Raw genomic sequence first — 13909 nt, 5'->3', positions numbered from 1 at the left:
TTGCGTTTTCTTTTCTTGCGACACGTATCTCAATACGTCATAGTGACGGCGATGGAGCTTCCTGTGGCGAGTCCTGGCGCCGGGCCGGTCGTTGCTGCGGGCGCTCCTCCGCAGAGGTTTGCGAGCGCTAGAGCCGTAGGCGGGATGAAGTCCACGTCGACATCGTTCTTGATGATCGTCTGCAGGTGCGTGATGAGCTGCTGCCAGGAATCAAGCGTCGTCGAACTGCTGGCCACGAGCGACCTCAGGTCGTCGCACAGGTTCATAAAGCTGGCTCCAACCTGGAGCGTGGCCCAGATGAGCGGCACAGCATTACCGAATCCCTGCTGGTCAAGGTATGGCGTCGCGGCGCTCGGATTGCCGATATCGCGACGACCCGGCTTCGTGCCTGCGGGCGCGTTGGAGTCGTTCGCGACGATATTCGCGTGGCTCCAGAGAGCATAGTCGAGAGCCTGAGCGTTGTAGTTGAAGTTCTGCGGCGAGTTGGCACCAAAAAGTTGCGCACTGGCGGCGGCAAAGGTGGCGTAGTTATGTTGATCGGGGAACTCGTTGTCCGGTTTGCCATGGGCATCGAGTGTGGATGCCTGCAGCCTGGTCGTGTACGTGTTGGGCGAGAAGACGAGGTGCAGCAGCGCCGTCGCACCAAGCTTCGCGGCGATGGCGGTGACGGTCTGTGTGAGAAGGTGGCCGTCCTGCCCCTGCGTGAGAAGACCGACCATGTTGGCGATGGAGCGGGCGAACTTCTGGTCGCTGGTGGCCTGCAGCGTAACGTGCAGATTGATGGTGGGCGAGGCCGGAGCGTTGTCGCTGGAGAGATCGGCTTCGGCCGCAAAGTAGATATCGATCTCGCGCTTGCTGTTGCCGATCTGCGTAAGCAGCGACTTACCTTCGTTGCAGATCAGCTGGAAGTGCTTGTTACCAGCGTAGATAAGTTTGGAGTTGTTGATGTCGCTGGTGGACCATGTGGCGTTGAGCTTGCCGAAGAGGCTGAGCTTGAGTGATGTGGTCGTAGCGAATACGCTTTCCAGGCCACTGCCGATGTCGAGCGTAACTCCTGTGTTGGGCAGGCTGAAGGCTTCGAGAAACTTGCCGTCGAGCATCAGCTTCCAGGCGGGCTGCCAGGGCTGTGTGAGGTCGATGGTGTAGTGGGTGAGGAGGAAGCGGTCCTGCGTCTTCTCGATCGCGAGGTCGAGGGTGGCTTTCTGGTTGTTACTTTTGACCATCCAGCCACTCATCTTGGCATTCATCTCGGTGACGTACTTACCAAGTTCGCTATTCGCAGGGTCAAGGACGCTCGACTTGAAGGCAGGATCGCCGAGCTTTGGTATGCGGCTTGCGAGAGCTGCCTCGATATCGGCAGGGACAATACCTGTCGTGAGCGAGGCGTTGGTTGAGGCCGACACACCGAGATCCAGACCGAGACTCTCGGTCTGCTTACTGGAGCGATACAGATGCAGATGCGCGGTCTTCGGAGCCGAGAGCCAGAGAGTCGCCTCGAAGGTGCCGGTGTAGTCGTAGGCAAACGAAAGCTTCGCCCCGGCCTGCACCTCGGGTTTGAGTGTAGCCGCGATGTTGAGCGCGGAGCCGATCTTTGGAACGTCGGACTTGTACTGGCCGCAGTAGAGAACCTTATCGATGCCGACCGTCGCGCCAAGGCCAAGCTCCAGCTTGGCGTTGAACGTGTAGTGCAGATAGTCGTTGAGGGCCAAGTGGGTGAGCGTATCCGGATGCAGCGGAAGCACCAGGCCTTCAAATGCGGCAGTGAAGGCGGCCTTCAGCGTATCGCTGACGAGGCAGTGTTTATGGAAGGTGACGGTAATGCTGCTGGAGGCGGAGCCGTCGGCTGAGACACCGTAGATCCCTGAGGTGTCGGTGACGGAAATGCCACCGCTGAGTGTGAAGTCGAGTTCAAGGCTGACATAGGCGTCAGGCGCGGAGATGTTCACCTTAGTGGAGCACTTTTTGTTCTCCGCAGGCGGCGCACCGAGCGTGACGGTGGTGGCGAAGCCATCGGTATAGGAGAGCAGGTCGCCGGAGGAGACGATGGAGATTTTGCCGCATACGCCGCCGCTGAGCGTGAACTTGAGCGAGCCGGGCGTCCAGCACTGATTGCCGCTGGTGTACTGCACGCTGGTGGAGCGCAGCGAAGCAGGCAGCGCTGAGATGGGCTGATCGAGGAAGGCGTCGAAGTCATGGCCGAGACTCAGGAGGGAGGCAGCTTCGCTCTTGAGATCGGTGAGGAGTTTTGGAGACAGGGACCCGGTATTGCCGACGGTGACAGAGATGGACACGGAGGGCTCCTTCTTGAGTACACGGCGAAGATGGGATGTAGATACAACAGGGACGATACCACCGATGCATTCAGCAGAGAAGAAAAAGACAGCAGTAGGAACGAAGGCAGCGGTCGCGAAGGAAAGCCGAAACGTCCAGACAGTCCAACTGTTCCTACCGGGGACTATCTATTGAGGTGCCTGAGCTGCTGGCGGTAGCTGGGTGACGACATGATGCCGCATCGTATGCACGATGGCGAGGATGCCGACCAGAAGGATCAGCGCGAGAGGCAGCCAGCGTTTGCGGGAGGCGTTCATAGGCAGGGAATAGGGAAGAGGAGGTAGGTAAGACGCGAAAAGTTTGAAGGGTGCCGCGAACCTGTCGCGGCACCCTTCGTATCTTCAAAAAGAGTCGACCTTACTGGCCCGGGGTCTCTTCCTTCTTCTCGAGGAGGTTCTCGATGGCTTCGACGCCACCAAAGCCGGCCACGGCTGCTGCGCCTTCAGCAAGGACGCCGCCTTCGGGGTTGAGCTTCTTTTCTGCTTCTACGGCTGCAAAGGCTCCTGCTGCTTCTTCAAGAAATCCCATGATGTGCTCCTTGTGGTGAGTTTTGCCCGCTCGGAGCGGGTGTTCGTAAGGTTAGCAGAGGAGAGGTATGAAGAGCATGAAAAGCTGCCTTGGGCTTTCACCATCGCAGTTCGGGTTAGAAGTTGTACGCCGCGGTGAACTGCAGTCGCCGGGGCTGATTGGCTGTGGTGGGCTGAAGGAAGTCGGCGGACCCTTCAACGCCGTCGTAGCTGGTGAAGTTCACGCGGTTGAGCGTGTTGAAGCTCGATACCGAGAAGGCGACTGTCTGCGGGGTGTCGGGGGTGGCGCTGGCCTTCGCCTTTTGCAGTGGAGCGAACTTGTGCGTGTAGCCGAGCCGCAGTTGCACGTCCTGATAGTCGCCGCCGTTGACGCTGTTTCTAGCTACACCTGCAGGGCGCGCGTTGAAGAGGCCGGTGTGGTAATCGTCGGTGCCGGTGGTGATGGTGTAGGGCATCGGCGTGTTGTCGTAAAAGCCGACGCCGAGCGTTACGGGTTTGTCGGGGTAGATGGTGCCGAAGAGCGAGAGACGCTGGCGCTGGTCGTAGTCGGTGCGGGACCACTCGTCGTTAGGCGCGTACTGGTTCTGCGGATAGAAGGTGGACCACTGCGTGTCGGCGTCGGCGTGGGAGTAGTCATACTGCACGAACCCACTGAAAACTTGGCCGATGCGGCCACGATAGCTGACGTTCAGATCGTCGGAGGCCTGGAAACCGCCGGAGCTGAGCTCGGTGTCCTGCGAGATTGAGGTGTTGGGTCGCGTTGCGCTGGTGAACGGCGGCAGTGGCGCGTTGATGTCGATGGAACGTAGCGCGTGCCAGCCGCGATAGCCGTTGTAGCCGATAGTGAGCGTGGAGCCCTTGGTGATCTGGCGCTCTGCGCTGAGGCCGAAGTACGCCTGCACGGGCGACTGCATGCCGGGCGCGAGATGGAACAGGCTCGGCGGCTCGGTGTTGAGCGAGGTGCAGTTGGGTGTGTTGACGATGTTGGTGGGTGTGGTCGTTGGCGGGTAGCAGAGGTTGGCGAGATTCGTGGTGACGAGCAGACTGCGCTCGGCTGCATTCTGATAGCGAGCCACCTGCTGCCCAATGTTCACACCGACATGGCGGAAGTAGATGCCACTGCCGGTGCGGATGACGAGCGCATGCTTCTGGTCGACAACGTAGGCAGCGGAAAGCCGCGGCTGGAAGCCGTCTTTCGTGGCGGAGATGGTGTTCTGGAACTCGTAACGCAGACCCGGCGTGACGGTGAGGCGCGGCGTGAGTTGAATGATGTCGAGGATGAACGCGCCGGGCTGTGCATAGAGGGTTTCAAAGCGCGACTGGCCTGTCTGCGCGCTGAAGGAAGCGAGCGTGCCATTGGCGTAATCGCTGGCGCTGGAGTAGGTGTACGTGCCCTGGCGGTTCGTCTCGTCGTCGAGGATGCGGCGGCCGAGGTTGGGCAGCTGGATGCCGAACTTCAACTGCTGCGGATGACGCGTGGCTAGCGTCCAGCTGAAGATATCGGAGATGTTGGGGTTGTGCTCGGTATTGTAGACATCGGCCTGCGCGCCACCAAAGGTAGCAACGCCTTCCACGATGACCTGCGCGGCCTGCGTGTTGCTGACGATGCGATCAAGGTTGCGCTCGAAGAGGATGTTGAACTGGTTGAGCTTGTTCGCGCCCATCGTGAGGTCGTCATGGTAGGTAAGGTCCATGTCGAACTCGTAGGAGGTCGATCCTGCGGACTGCTGAACCAGACCGCCGACATTCGAGTTGGTATTGCTCTGGTTGTTGAAGCGGTAGAGCAGGAAGCCGGAGTGGTGATCGCTGTACTGGTGGTTGACCTTCATGGTGAGCTGGGTGATGCGGCTGGGCGCGGGCACGTTTATCGCAGGCTGCACGGTGGGCAACGTGGTGGCGTTGACCTGGTCGAAGTAGTCGCGCTCATTGCGCGTGAAAGAGAAGAGGAACGGCGTGTCCTTCAGGCCGGTGGGGCCAGTGAGGAAACCCTCGTAGATGCGACGCTGCGAGGGCGGCTTCACACGCGAGAAATAGTTGGTGCCTTCGAAGACGGCGTCGCGGAAGTTGAAACTGAACTCGCCGTGGAAGACGTCGTCGGCGGCCTTGGTGACGATCTCGACCTGTCCGCGACCGGGCTGGCGATACTGCGCGGAGTAGGGGTCCTGATTGATGCTGATGCGTTCGATGGCGGAGGTTGAGACGCCGAGGGTCTTCGACTCGACACCGTCGATGACGAGCGTGGGGCCACCCTCGCCGGCGGCGCCGGTATCGAGGAAGGCGGCGAGCGTCGAAAGGATGTCGCCATCGAGCACGGGCAGGTCCTTCATGTCTTCGGCGGTGAGAGAGGCGGAATCGCCGTTGCTCGCTGGGTCGGAGAGTGCTGTGTCCTGATTGGCATTGACGGTGACGTCGGTGGCGACCGAGGCGATGTCCATGGTGAGCGTAAGCGGCGCGGGCGCGCCCCGCACGATATGCAGCGGCCGTGTGACGGTGGAGAAGCCGGAGAGGGAGACGATGAGGTTGAAGTCGCCTGCGCCGGGGCTGGGCAGCTGGAAGTGGCCGCTGTCGTCGGTGGTGGCAGTGGCGACGACGCTGCCGTCGGCGCGGGTGATCTGCACGGCGGCCCCGGAGATGATGGCCGTTGTGGCGTCCTGCACGGTGCCCGTGACGTTGCTGCGAACGGAGACCTGTGAAGGCGACTGCACGGTGATGGGGCCGGGGTGAGCGGCAAGCATAGGCGCTGTGAAGAGAGTGGCGGCGAGCACAGATAGAGCTGTGCCGAAGGCGCGATGCGTCCTGGAGGGGAAGTTCATGGGGAGGGAACCTTTGGGGAGGGTGCGACTGCGACTGCATTTAGCGTACTCCTGGAGCGGACCGTGGATGGGGTGTTTTTGCGGTGCCACTGTGTACGTTTCGGGAACCTCCCTTGCGATCTGCGGAAGGATGCACCGAAACAGGTGCAGAAGAAATGTCTTAGAGTGGTTGCGGAGTCTCTGGAGTAGGTAAATGGTCCTAGACAATCGATTGTCGGATGGCAGGATGCTGGCGAAACGAATCGTCGCGGTCAAGCGGAATCGCATATTGGTAGTTACGGGGCTGCTGCTGGTGATGGCCTTGCAACTGATGCATGTGGCGCGTGCGACCTCGGCGACGTGGGACGAGGCCCATCATCTCTTCGATGGCTACACCGTTTGGACCAAGCATGACTATCGGTTGAATGCGGAGGTGCCTCCGCTGGTGAAGATGGTCGCGGCGCTTCCGCTATTGGGGCGTTCGCTGCAGGTGCCTGAGAATCAGGGACGGTCGTCGCCGACGGAGGCGTTTCTCGATGGCCGCAGCTTTGTTTTCGGCAATGGTGTCAGTCGCACGCTGCTGCCCGCACGGCTGGCGTGCATCGTCTTCTCGCTGGGCCTCGGGTGGCTGGTTTATCTTGCGGCAGCGGAGATGTTTGGTTACGGTGCGGGGCTGTTTGCGCTGGCGCTGCTGGCGTTCGATCCAAACCTGCTGGCGCATGGTGCGCTCGTGACGACCGATGTGGCAAGCGCTTCTCTGTTTCTTGCGACGATGTATGCGTTCTATCGCTACGCCAAAGAACCAGCGCTGTTAAGACTTTTGCTGACGACGGTGGCAGCAGGGTGTCTGCTTGCTGCAAAGTTCACAGGCGTGTTTGTGTTGCCGATGCTGCTGGCGCTGATATTCGTAGAGTGTGCGTTCAAACGTAGCAGGGAGCTATTGCGGGCGCGTCTTCTCGCGCTCGTTGTGGTTTGTCTTAGCGCATGGGTGGTGTTGTGGGCGTTCTATGGATTTCGTTATAAGGCCGCGCCAGCCGGTGCTGCGATGAATCCGACGTTGAGCGTGTATCTCGAACGAATGTACGACAAGGCGGATGCACCTCGGCTGGCTGCTCTGGCGAAGCATCATGTATTTCCAGAGGCGTACCTCTGGGGTCTGGAGAACACGAAACAGACCGAGTTCGAAGACACGAGCTATCTGTGGGGCAAGGTCTATCGGCATGGCAACTGGTGGTACTTTCCAATGGCGCTGCTGGTGAAATCGACGCTGCCGTTCCTGCTGCTGATAGCACTCGGGGTGTTCGCGTATCCATGGGGCATGCGGGGAGAGTTGGAGTGGGCGTACCTGCTGATTCCCGCAGCCATCTATCTGGCTGTGGCGATGCGCTCAGACTTCGACATCGGTGTGCGCCATCTGCTGCCGGTATATGCGCTGCTTTATGTGATGGCAGGTGGCGTTGCGTTCTCGCTCGCGCGGCGGGATCCGCGCTGGCAGGTCTTGATGGTGGCACTCCTTTGCTGGCAAATTCTCACTTCAGTGCGCGTGGTCCCTGCGTATATGGCATATGGCAATGAGGCGTGGGGTGGCCCGAGCGCGGTTCACAAATATCTGAGCGATGCGAATGTGGATTGGGGACAGCAGCTGCTCGATGTGAAGAAATATATCGACGAGCATCATGTAACGGAGTGCTGGTTTGCGTATTTTCCCGATGGAGCTATACAGCCGCAGGACTACGGTGTGCCGTGCAAGCGGTTGCCGACGACCAGCACGGTATGGTGGCTCGACCTGCCAGAGGCCGTGCCGCCGATCATTCGCGGAACAGTCTTCATCAGCGATAGCGATCTCGAAGGGATCGAGTTCGGCGATGGCCCGTTGAATCCGTATGAAGGCTTTCGCGAGCGCAAGCCGGATGCGGTGATCGACTACGGCATCGATGTGTATACGGGCAGCTTCGCTGTGCCGTTGGCTTCGGCGATCGACACAGCGCATTACGCGGACAAGTTGCTGCAGGCGGGGCGTAAGAACGAAGCATTGGCCTTTGCGGAAGAAGCAGCGCGGTTCGCGCCTGAGTCTGTACCGGTGGAGACGCAGCTTGGCGACGTGTTGTCGGCGGTAGGCAGAAAGGATGAGGCCACGGCAAAGTACCGGCTGGCGCTGGCTTGGGCACAGCGCGTGAGGCCGGACTTACAGCAAGGAGCGATCGTTACTTTGCAGGAGAAGCTCAGAACGCTTGGGTTTGCTGGAAGGCTCTAGTGGAAGTCATGCGAAGACATTGAAATTGGTGCCGAGACGAGCAGTTCCAGGCGCTCTGCTTTTACATGCACGATGCCATCCTGGTTCTGCAACCGACCGAACACTTTGAGGAACTTGCCGCGAGTCACCAGCGTGCGTTGCCTCTCGTAGAGATCAGGATGTATGACGACGTTGGCAATACCTGTTTCATCCTCCATGGAGAGAAAGATAAAACCGAGGGCCGTGCCTGGGCGTTGACGTGCAATCACGGCCCCGGCTGCGATGACGAGTTGCCCATCCCGATGCTGCAGCAGTTCCTTCGCTGAAAGGACGTTCGCACGGCGAAGCTCTTCGCGGCGATACGCCATGGGATGAGGCCCGGTCGTAAGACCTGTACCCGAGTAGTCGCTGACCAGACGTTCACTTGTATCCATGCGCTTGAGAGGGGAAGATGTGGGCAGCTCATGGGCTTCGTTGCTGCGCAGCAAGGGCCCAACGCTGCGAGCAGATTGTTCGATCTGCCAGATGGCATCGCGACGATGACCTACGCCATCGAGCGAGTTCAAAGCGCCGATGCGCGCGAGCTGCGCAAGATCGCTGCGCGTCAGCATGGATACTCGGCGTGAAAGATCGTCGACGCTGGCAAACAGGCCATCGCGATTGCGCGCAGCCACCAGTTGTAATGCTGTCGTTGCCTTGAGGCCGCGCACGTAATTCAATCCCAGCCGCAGTGACGCTTTGCCATTTGGCTCGTGCTCAACGGTGCAGACGGCGTCAGACTGTTGCACATCGACATAATGCACGCGCAGGAGATGTCGTTGCGCATCTTTGACCAATACAGCGGCGGAGTAAAACCCCATCGGCTGATTGTTGAGCATGGCGCAGGTGAACGCAGCAAGGTACTTCACCTTGAAGTAGGCCGAGGCATACGCGATCAAAGCAAAGCTCGCAGCGTGAGATTCAGGGAAGCCATAGAGTGCGAAGGACTGAATACTCTGCACGATGACGTCCTGTGTCTCAAGGGCGATCTTGTTTTCTACCATGCCGTTGCGCAGCTTCACCATCAGTTCTTCCATGCGCTTCCACGAACGCCTCATACCGACGGCCTTGCGTAGCTCCTCGGCCTCAGCGCCGGTGAAGTTGCCGACGACCATCGCGATGCGCAGAAGCTGCTCCTGAAACAGCGGAACTCCAAGAGTTCTTTTCAGGACCGGCTCCAACTCCGGTAGTGGATAGGTAATCTCTTCCTTCTTCTGCCTGCGCCGCATGTAGGGATGCATCATCTTGCCGACGATGGGTCCAGGGCGAATGATGGCCACCTGCACGACGAGGTCATAGAACTTGCGCGGGGCATTGCGGGGGATCGAGGCCATCTGTGCGCGGCTCTCCACCTGGAACATACCCACCGTGTCGGCCTTGCAGAGTACGTCGTAGACCTCGAGATCGTCCTGCGGGAGTTGCGCGAGGTCGATGGGCATGTTGTAATGCTGCGGGATGAGCGTGAGGCAGTCCTTCATCACCGCCATCATGCCAAGTCCGAGCAGATCGATCTTCACCAATCCGAGATCGGCGCAATCTTCCTTGTCCCACTGTACGACGCTGCGCCCAGCCATCGATGCTCGCTCCAGCGGCACCACCTTGTTGAGCATCCCCTGGCACACCACCATGCCACCGGAGTGCTGACCAAGATGACGCGGCAGGTCCTGCAGGCGCTCGCACAAATCTACATACTTCGCGATACGCCAATGCTTTGGATCGAAGCCGGCATGGCGAAAATTATCTGTCAGCGTCTCGTCTTTTTTACGCCACTCCCAATGCCCGATGAGACCGGACAGGCGTCCAAGTGTCTCCTCGTCGAAGCCGAGAGCCTTGCCCACCTCGCGTGCGGCAGACTTGCCTCGGTAGCTGATGACGTTTGCCGTCATCGCTGCACCGAGTTGTCCATAGCGGCGATACACATATTGAATCGCCTGTTCGCGCTTGTCACCCGAGGGCAGATCGAGATCGATGTCGGGCCACTCTTTGCGATTTTCATTGAGAAATCGCTCAAACAGAAGGTCCATGCCGATGGGGTCGATCGCCGTTATCTCCAGCGCATAGCAGACCACAGAGTTCGCCGCGCTTCCTCGACCCTGCACAAGGATGTCGTTCGTCTTGCAATAACGAACGATGTCCCACACGATGAGAAAGTAACCTGCAAAGCCGAGCTTCTCAATCAACACCAGTTCATGCTCCGCCTGCTTCTTTGCGCGCTCGTGCAGGGCTGCATCGCGCTTCGGACCGTAGCGATGTTCAATTCCTTCAGCCACACGTTTGCGCAGGTATGTCGCCATGGGCTCGCCGGTCTCTGTCTCATACGCAGGAAACTCATAGCCAAGATCGTCCAGCTCAAACTCCAGCCGCTGCGACACCAGCAGCGTGTTTTCAATAGCGTCCGGTAGATCGTGAAAAAGCTTCCGCATACTCGCTGCGCTACGCACATGCCTCTGCGAGTTCACCTGCAGCAGACGTCCTGCTTCATCGAGCGGCAGGTGATGCTGGATTGCCGTAAAAACATCCATCACCTCGCGGTCGTACTGCGTGGCATATCGCACGCCATTGGTTGCGAGCAGTGGCAGTTGCAGGGATCCGGCGATATCCAGCGCCGCCTGATTGCGGGCTTCTTCTGCACGCAGACCATGGCGTTGCAACTCTACGTAGACGTTCTGGCGGCCGAAGATGCGGGTCAGCTTCTCAATGCACTGCCGACCGGCATCCATGCCTCCATTCACCAGTGTGGAGGCTAGTGGTCCCTCATCCCCGCCGGTGAGGCAGATCAGACCTTCGCTGAACCCGCGTAGATCGTCTAAGGTGGCTGCTCCCTCGACTTTGGTAGCCTCGCGCATCTTGAAGCGAGTGATGAGCTGGCAAAGGTTCTGATATCCCACACGCGAGGTACACAGCAACGACAGACGCACTGGCTGCCGGCGATGCTGATGAGGGAGTGCGAAAGATGGCATAAGGCGGAAGCCGAGATCGGCTACGGCAATCTCTGCGCCGACATGCGCCCTCATACCGATCTTCTTTGCAGCTGAGTGGAAGCGCGCGGAGCCATAGAAGCCATTGCGATCGAGCAGCGCGATGCATGGCAGCCCCTTATCGGAGGCCGCCTGCATAATGTCCTCTGGCTGCGATGCCCCTTCGAGAAAGCTGAAAGCACTGGCGGCATGCAGTTCGACGTATTCGGGCGAGTCAGTCATAGAAGGCCTCGAGCGCCCATTGATGACGGAGAAGATCATGCACAATCAGGCAGGTGATTGCGGTCTCACCTGCAATTGCGCGCACGTCCCACTCATCGCGGGACCACACACGCTGCGACCACCATTCGCCACTGCGACGCCATGGGCCGAAGGCATCCAACACGCGATAGCGACGCCCCTCGAGCGCGAAGGCGTTCGGCCTGTCAGAGCCTGCGTCGAACCACATATGCAACGTTGCAGGAGGGCGCAGGCGACGCAGAACAGCGGACACGCGCGGATGTTCTGACTTGCTCTGCGCGACCTTCACGACGAAGCGTTCTACGACGAAGTCCTGCGGATGGTGCGTGTCCAGCAGACGCGGACTTCCGACACGGCCTTCCCCCACCATCGCCTCAATCTGCGCCAGGGTCACGTCGAGCCGTGTGGGTTCAGGAAGCTGCGGGCTGAAGAGCCCCATCTGTACCTTGCCGCGTTTGCCGGGCTTGGCCGACACCCGCAGACCCACCACACCTGCAGGGGGTGGATGCGATTGGATATCGAGGTGGATAAGCTTCAGCCATACGGCGCGCTCGGCCAATGGCAGCGCGGGCTTTAGTGTACGTACATGCTCAGCTCCCCCATCGAGCGCGAGCGTCATGGTCAGCGACGCGAGCGAGTATGCATGGGCCTGAGCCCGAAGCAGCATCTGGTCGAGCATAGGGCCAACAACGAAAAGAAGCGAGTCGAGCCGATCCTCGGGGGCGTCGAACTCGGCGGCATCTTCAAAGGCAAGTCCATCCTCCTCCGGCACCATCAGGTGCTGGTGCCTGCCCATGGCAAGTTGTCGCAGCCGTTTGCCATGCTGCCCCAGCCGCACCACAAGTTCCACCTCTGGCAAGTCAGCAAGTTCGCGCAAGGTGCGCACACCCCACAACGTCATCCGCTCGGTTTGTTCAGGGGTCAGCCCCAGCGCCGAGACGGGCAGGCGTCCAAGCCACTCGCGTTCCACTCCCGCTGGAATGACTACAGGTTTGCTGCGCGCAAAGGGAGCCGCGCAAACGGCAGTATGAAAGTTGCAACTACTCGCAAGCCTGGCGACCAATCCAAGCGAGCAGATAGCCTTCGCAATCGCGGCGATGACGCGCTCTGCATCGCCAAAGATCCATTGGACACCGGCCATATCGAGCACACAGACAAAGGCCTCCTGCGAGGGCACAACTTCGACACGCGGGGTAAAAGCAGCCACCATCTGCAGCAGGGCTGCCTGCGTCGCGCGCTCTTCCACAGCAGAGCGCAGCAGCACAATCAACTCCGGAAAGGCATCCAGTTCAGCGCGCGTCATGCCTGCAGCAACGCCCATATGCTGCGCCCGCAGATTTGCGCTGCACGCGGTCTGTAGCGGACGCTCACCTTCGATCACCACGACCGCATCCTTTGACTGGTCCGGTCTCAAGCGGAGCCGGGCCTGTGCAGGAAACTCGGGTACATGCACGCAGACGTACTGAGCCGTCACACCGCCCATGACATCCTGCCTTTCCACGCGTCCGCCTGTTCTTTTTGCGGCGGCTTGCGAATGGGAACGACAGTCAGCGGTTGCTCAGAAAAGCGTTGTCGTTCGATCTCCGCTTTAAAAGAAAGACCGCTAAGCACATTGCCATCCGCCTCGACGTCGCCCATGCTCATGCGCATCACAAGCTCCGCGCTTGAACGCGCGCAGGGATGCTGCGTGAGCACCAGCAGGCTCGCGCGAGAACGCTCGCAGGCAGCACGGTAACGGAACCATGTCGACATCGGGATACGCCACGATTGCTCCACCGGAACATCGCCGAGGTCCAGCACGATCAGCCCGAAGCCACCGGACTGCAACAGCAGGTCCGTCGCTCTCAATGCGTTATCCAGAGCCGACCATGGCATAGCCGCCTTCCTCTTCGCATACGTCATCGTCGGAGTGGCCTGTGCCACACGCGGAGGCGGAGCCTTCACCTCATCCGTTTTGCGGCGATGCGGCTGCGGCTCTGCACAGCGTGGCTCGTGCGCCAGAGACCGTTCCTTGCGCGAAGGCTGTCGGTCGCTGGGCCGCTGCTCCTCGCGATCCGTTACCTTCCCGAAGGGACGATTCGGCATCCCTGGCGTGCCGATAGACTTTCGCTCGCGCCTCGTATGGTGATCGAGCAGCCCTCCATGCGACTGCAGCATGGCGTTCACCGCCTCAGGCATCCCCTTTACTTCGTTGCGAGGGTGCGGGCTGCCGCATCCCTTTACCGATGTGGGTAGGCTCTCGCCTGCAAAGGAGGTAGGCCCCACGCTCTGCGCCAGCTCTGTCTGCGACTCGCTCTCGCCTTTGCAGCGCACCCATAGCAGCCGCGATAGCTCGACGCCGTTGAGCGCGGCGCTTGCGGGGTCCAGTGTGTCGCCGGCATCGACCCACGCAAGAACACGCCCATCCCGAGCTACCGCCGCAGCATAGGCAAACGCCAAAGTCGTCCGACCTGAGCCGGCGATGCCCGCCAGTTCCGTAATAGCCCCTACAGGCAGACCGCCGCCCAGCAGTCGATCCAGCTCTTCCACGTCGCAGGCCAACCGCTCGCGCACCGTCTTAGGTCGTGGACTAAGAGCCGCGGGAATACGGCGTGCAAGCGCCGACTCGACGGCAAAGCGTGTTTGGGCGGCGGAGTTCATTCGCCTTATCTTCGCCTTAATCAGGTGCACTGTGTCAACTACAGCTGCAGCGATACTGGTGCACGTATCTTGTAAGTCTTTGATGCGCAGGCAGATAGAATGCAGAGTGTATAGGCCTCCACGGTAGGT

Annotated in this window: 8 protein-coding genes; 1 reads left to right on the top strand and 7 read right to left on the bottom strand. The window is 60.0% G+C overall.

Going from position 1 to position 13909, the window contains the following annotated elements:
• Nucleotides 1–29 precede the first annotated feature (29 nt).
• From OHL14_RS17985 to OHL14_RS17970, 4 genes are all read right to left on the bottom strand, one after another.
• The gene (locus OHL14_RS17985; protein WP_263380765.1) at nt 30–2291 is read right to left on the bottom strand and encodes a hypothetical protein; all 2262 of its coding nucleotides are present in this window, start codon (nt 2289–2291) and stop codon (nt 30–32) included.
• Between the two features lie 168 nt (nt 2292–2459).
• A complete protein-coding gene (locus OHL14_RS17980; protein WP_263380764.1) occupies nt 2460–2588 on the bottom strand; it encodes a hypothetical protein in 129 nt (42 codons plus the stop codon).
• A gap of 100 nt (nt 2589–2688) precedes the next feature.
• Entirely contained in the window at nt 2689–2859 is a 171-nt protein-coding gene (locus tag OHL14_RS17975) for a hypothetical protein (protein WP_263380763.1), read from the bottom strand.
• 115 nt (nt 2860–2974) lie between these two features.
• On the bottom strand, nt 2975–5671 hold the full coding sequence (locus OHL14_RS17970) for a TonB-dependent receptor (protein ID WP_263380762.1): 2697 nt from the start codon (nt 5669–5671) through the stop codon (nt 2975–2977).
• Nucleotides 5672–5864: 193 nt separating this feature from the next.
• Between OHL14_RS17970 and OHL14_RS17965 the strand changes: the two genes are divergently transcribed.
• Nucleotides 5865–7904, top strand: a complete 2040-nt coding sequence (locus tag OHL14_RS17965; RefSeq protein WP_263380761.1) for an ArnT family glycosyltransferase — start codon at nt 5865–5867, stop codon at nt 7902–7904.
• On the opposite strand, the gene OHL14_RS17960 is transcribed toward OHL14_RS17965, so the two are convergent.
• Genes OHL14_RS17960 through OHL14_RS17950 form a run of 3 tightly spaced genes read right to left on the bottom strand, consistent with a single transcriptional unit; the run spans nt 7901 to nt 13780 of the window.
• Nucleotides 7901–11122 carry a DNA polymerase III subunit alpha gene (locus tag OHL14_RS17960; RefSeq protein WP_263380760.1) on the bottom strand — a complete coding sequence of 1074 codons (3222 nt, stop codon included), beginning with the start codon at nt 11120–11122 and terminating at the stop codon, nt 7901–7903. The two genes, OHL14_RS17965 and OHL14_RS17960, sit on opposite strands and share 4 nt — an antisense overlap.
• Entirely contained in the window at nt 11115–12641 is a 1527-nt protein-coding gene (locus tag OHL14_RS17955) for a DNA polymerase Y family protein (RefSeq protein ID WP_263380759.1), read from the bottom strand. The genes OHL14_RS17960 and OHL14_RS17955 overlap by 8 nt, the downstream gene beginning before the upstream one ends.
• Nucleotides 12611–13780, bottom strand: a complete 1170-nt coding sequence (locus tag OHL14_RS17950) for a recombinase RecA (RefSeq protein ID WP_263380758.1) — start codon at nt 13778–13780, stop codon at nt 12611–12613. Before OHL14_RS17950 ends, OHL14_RS17955 begins: the two co-directional genes overlap by 31 nt.
• Between the last annotated feature and the right edge of the window lie 129 nt (nt 13781–13909).

Source organism: Granulicella paludicola (assembly GCF_025685545.1).
GTDB lineage: Bacteria > Acidobacteriota > Terriglobia > Terriglobales > Acidobacteriaceae > Granulicella > Granulicella paludicola.
The sequence above is the reverse complement of the archived record's forward strand: the minus strand, read 5'-3'. Positions and strand labels throughout refer to the sequence as shown.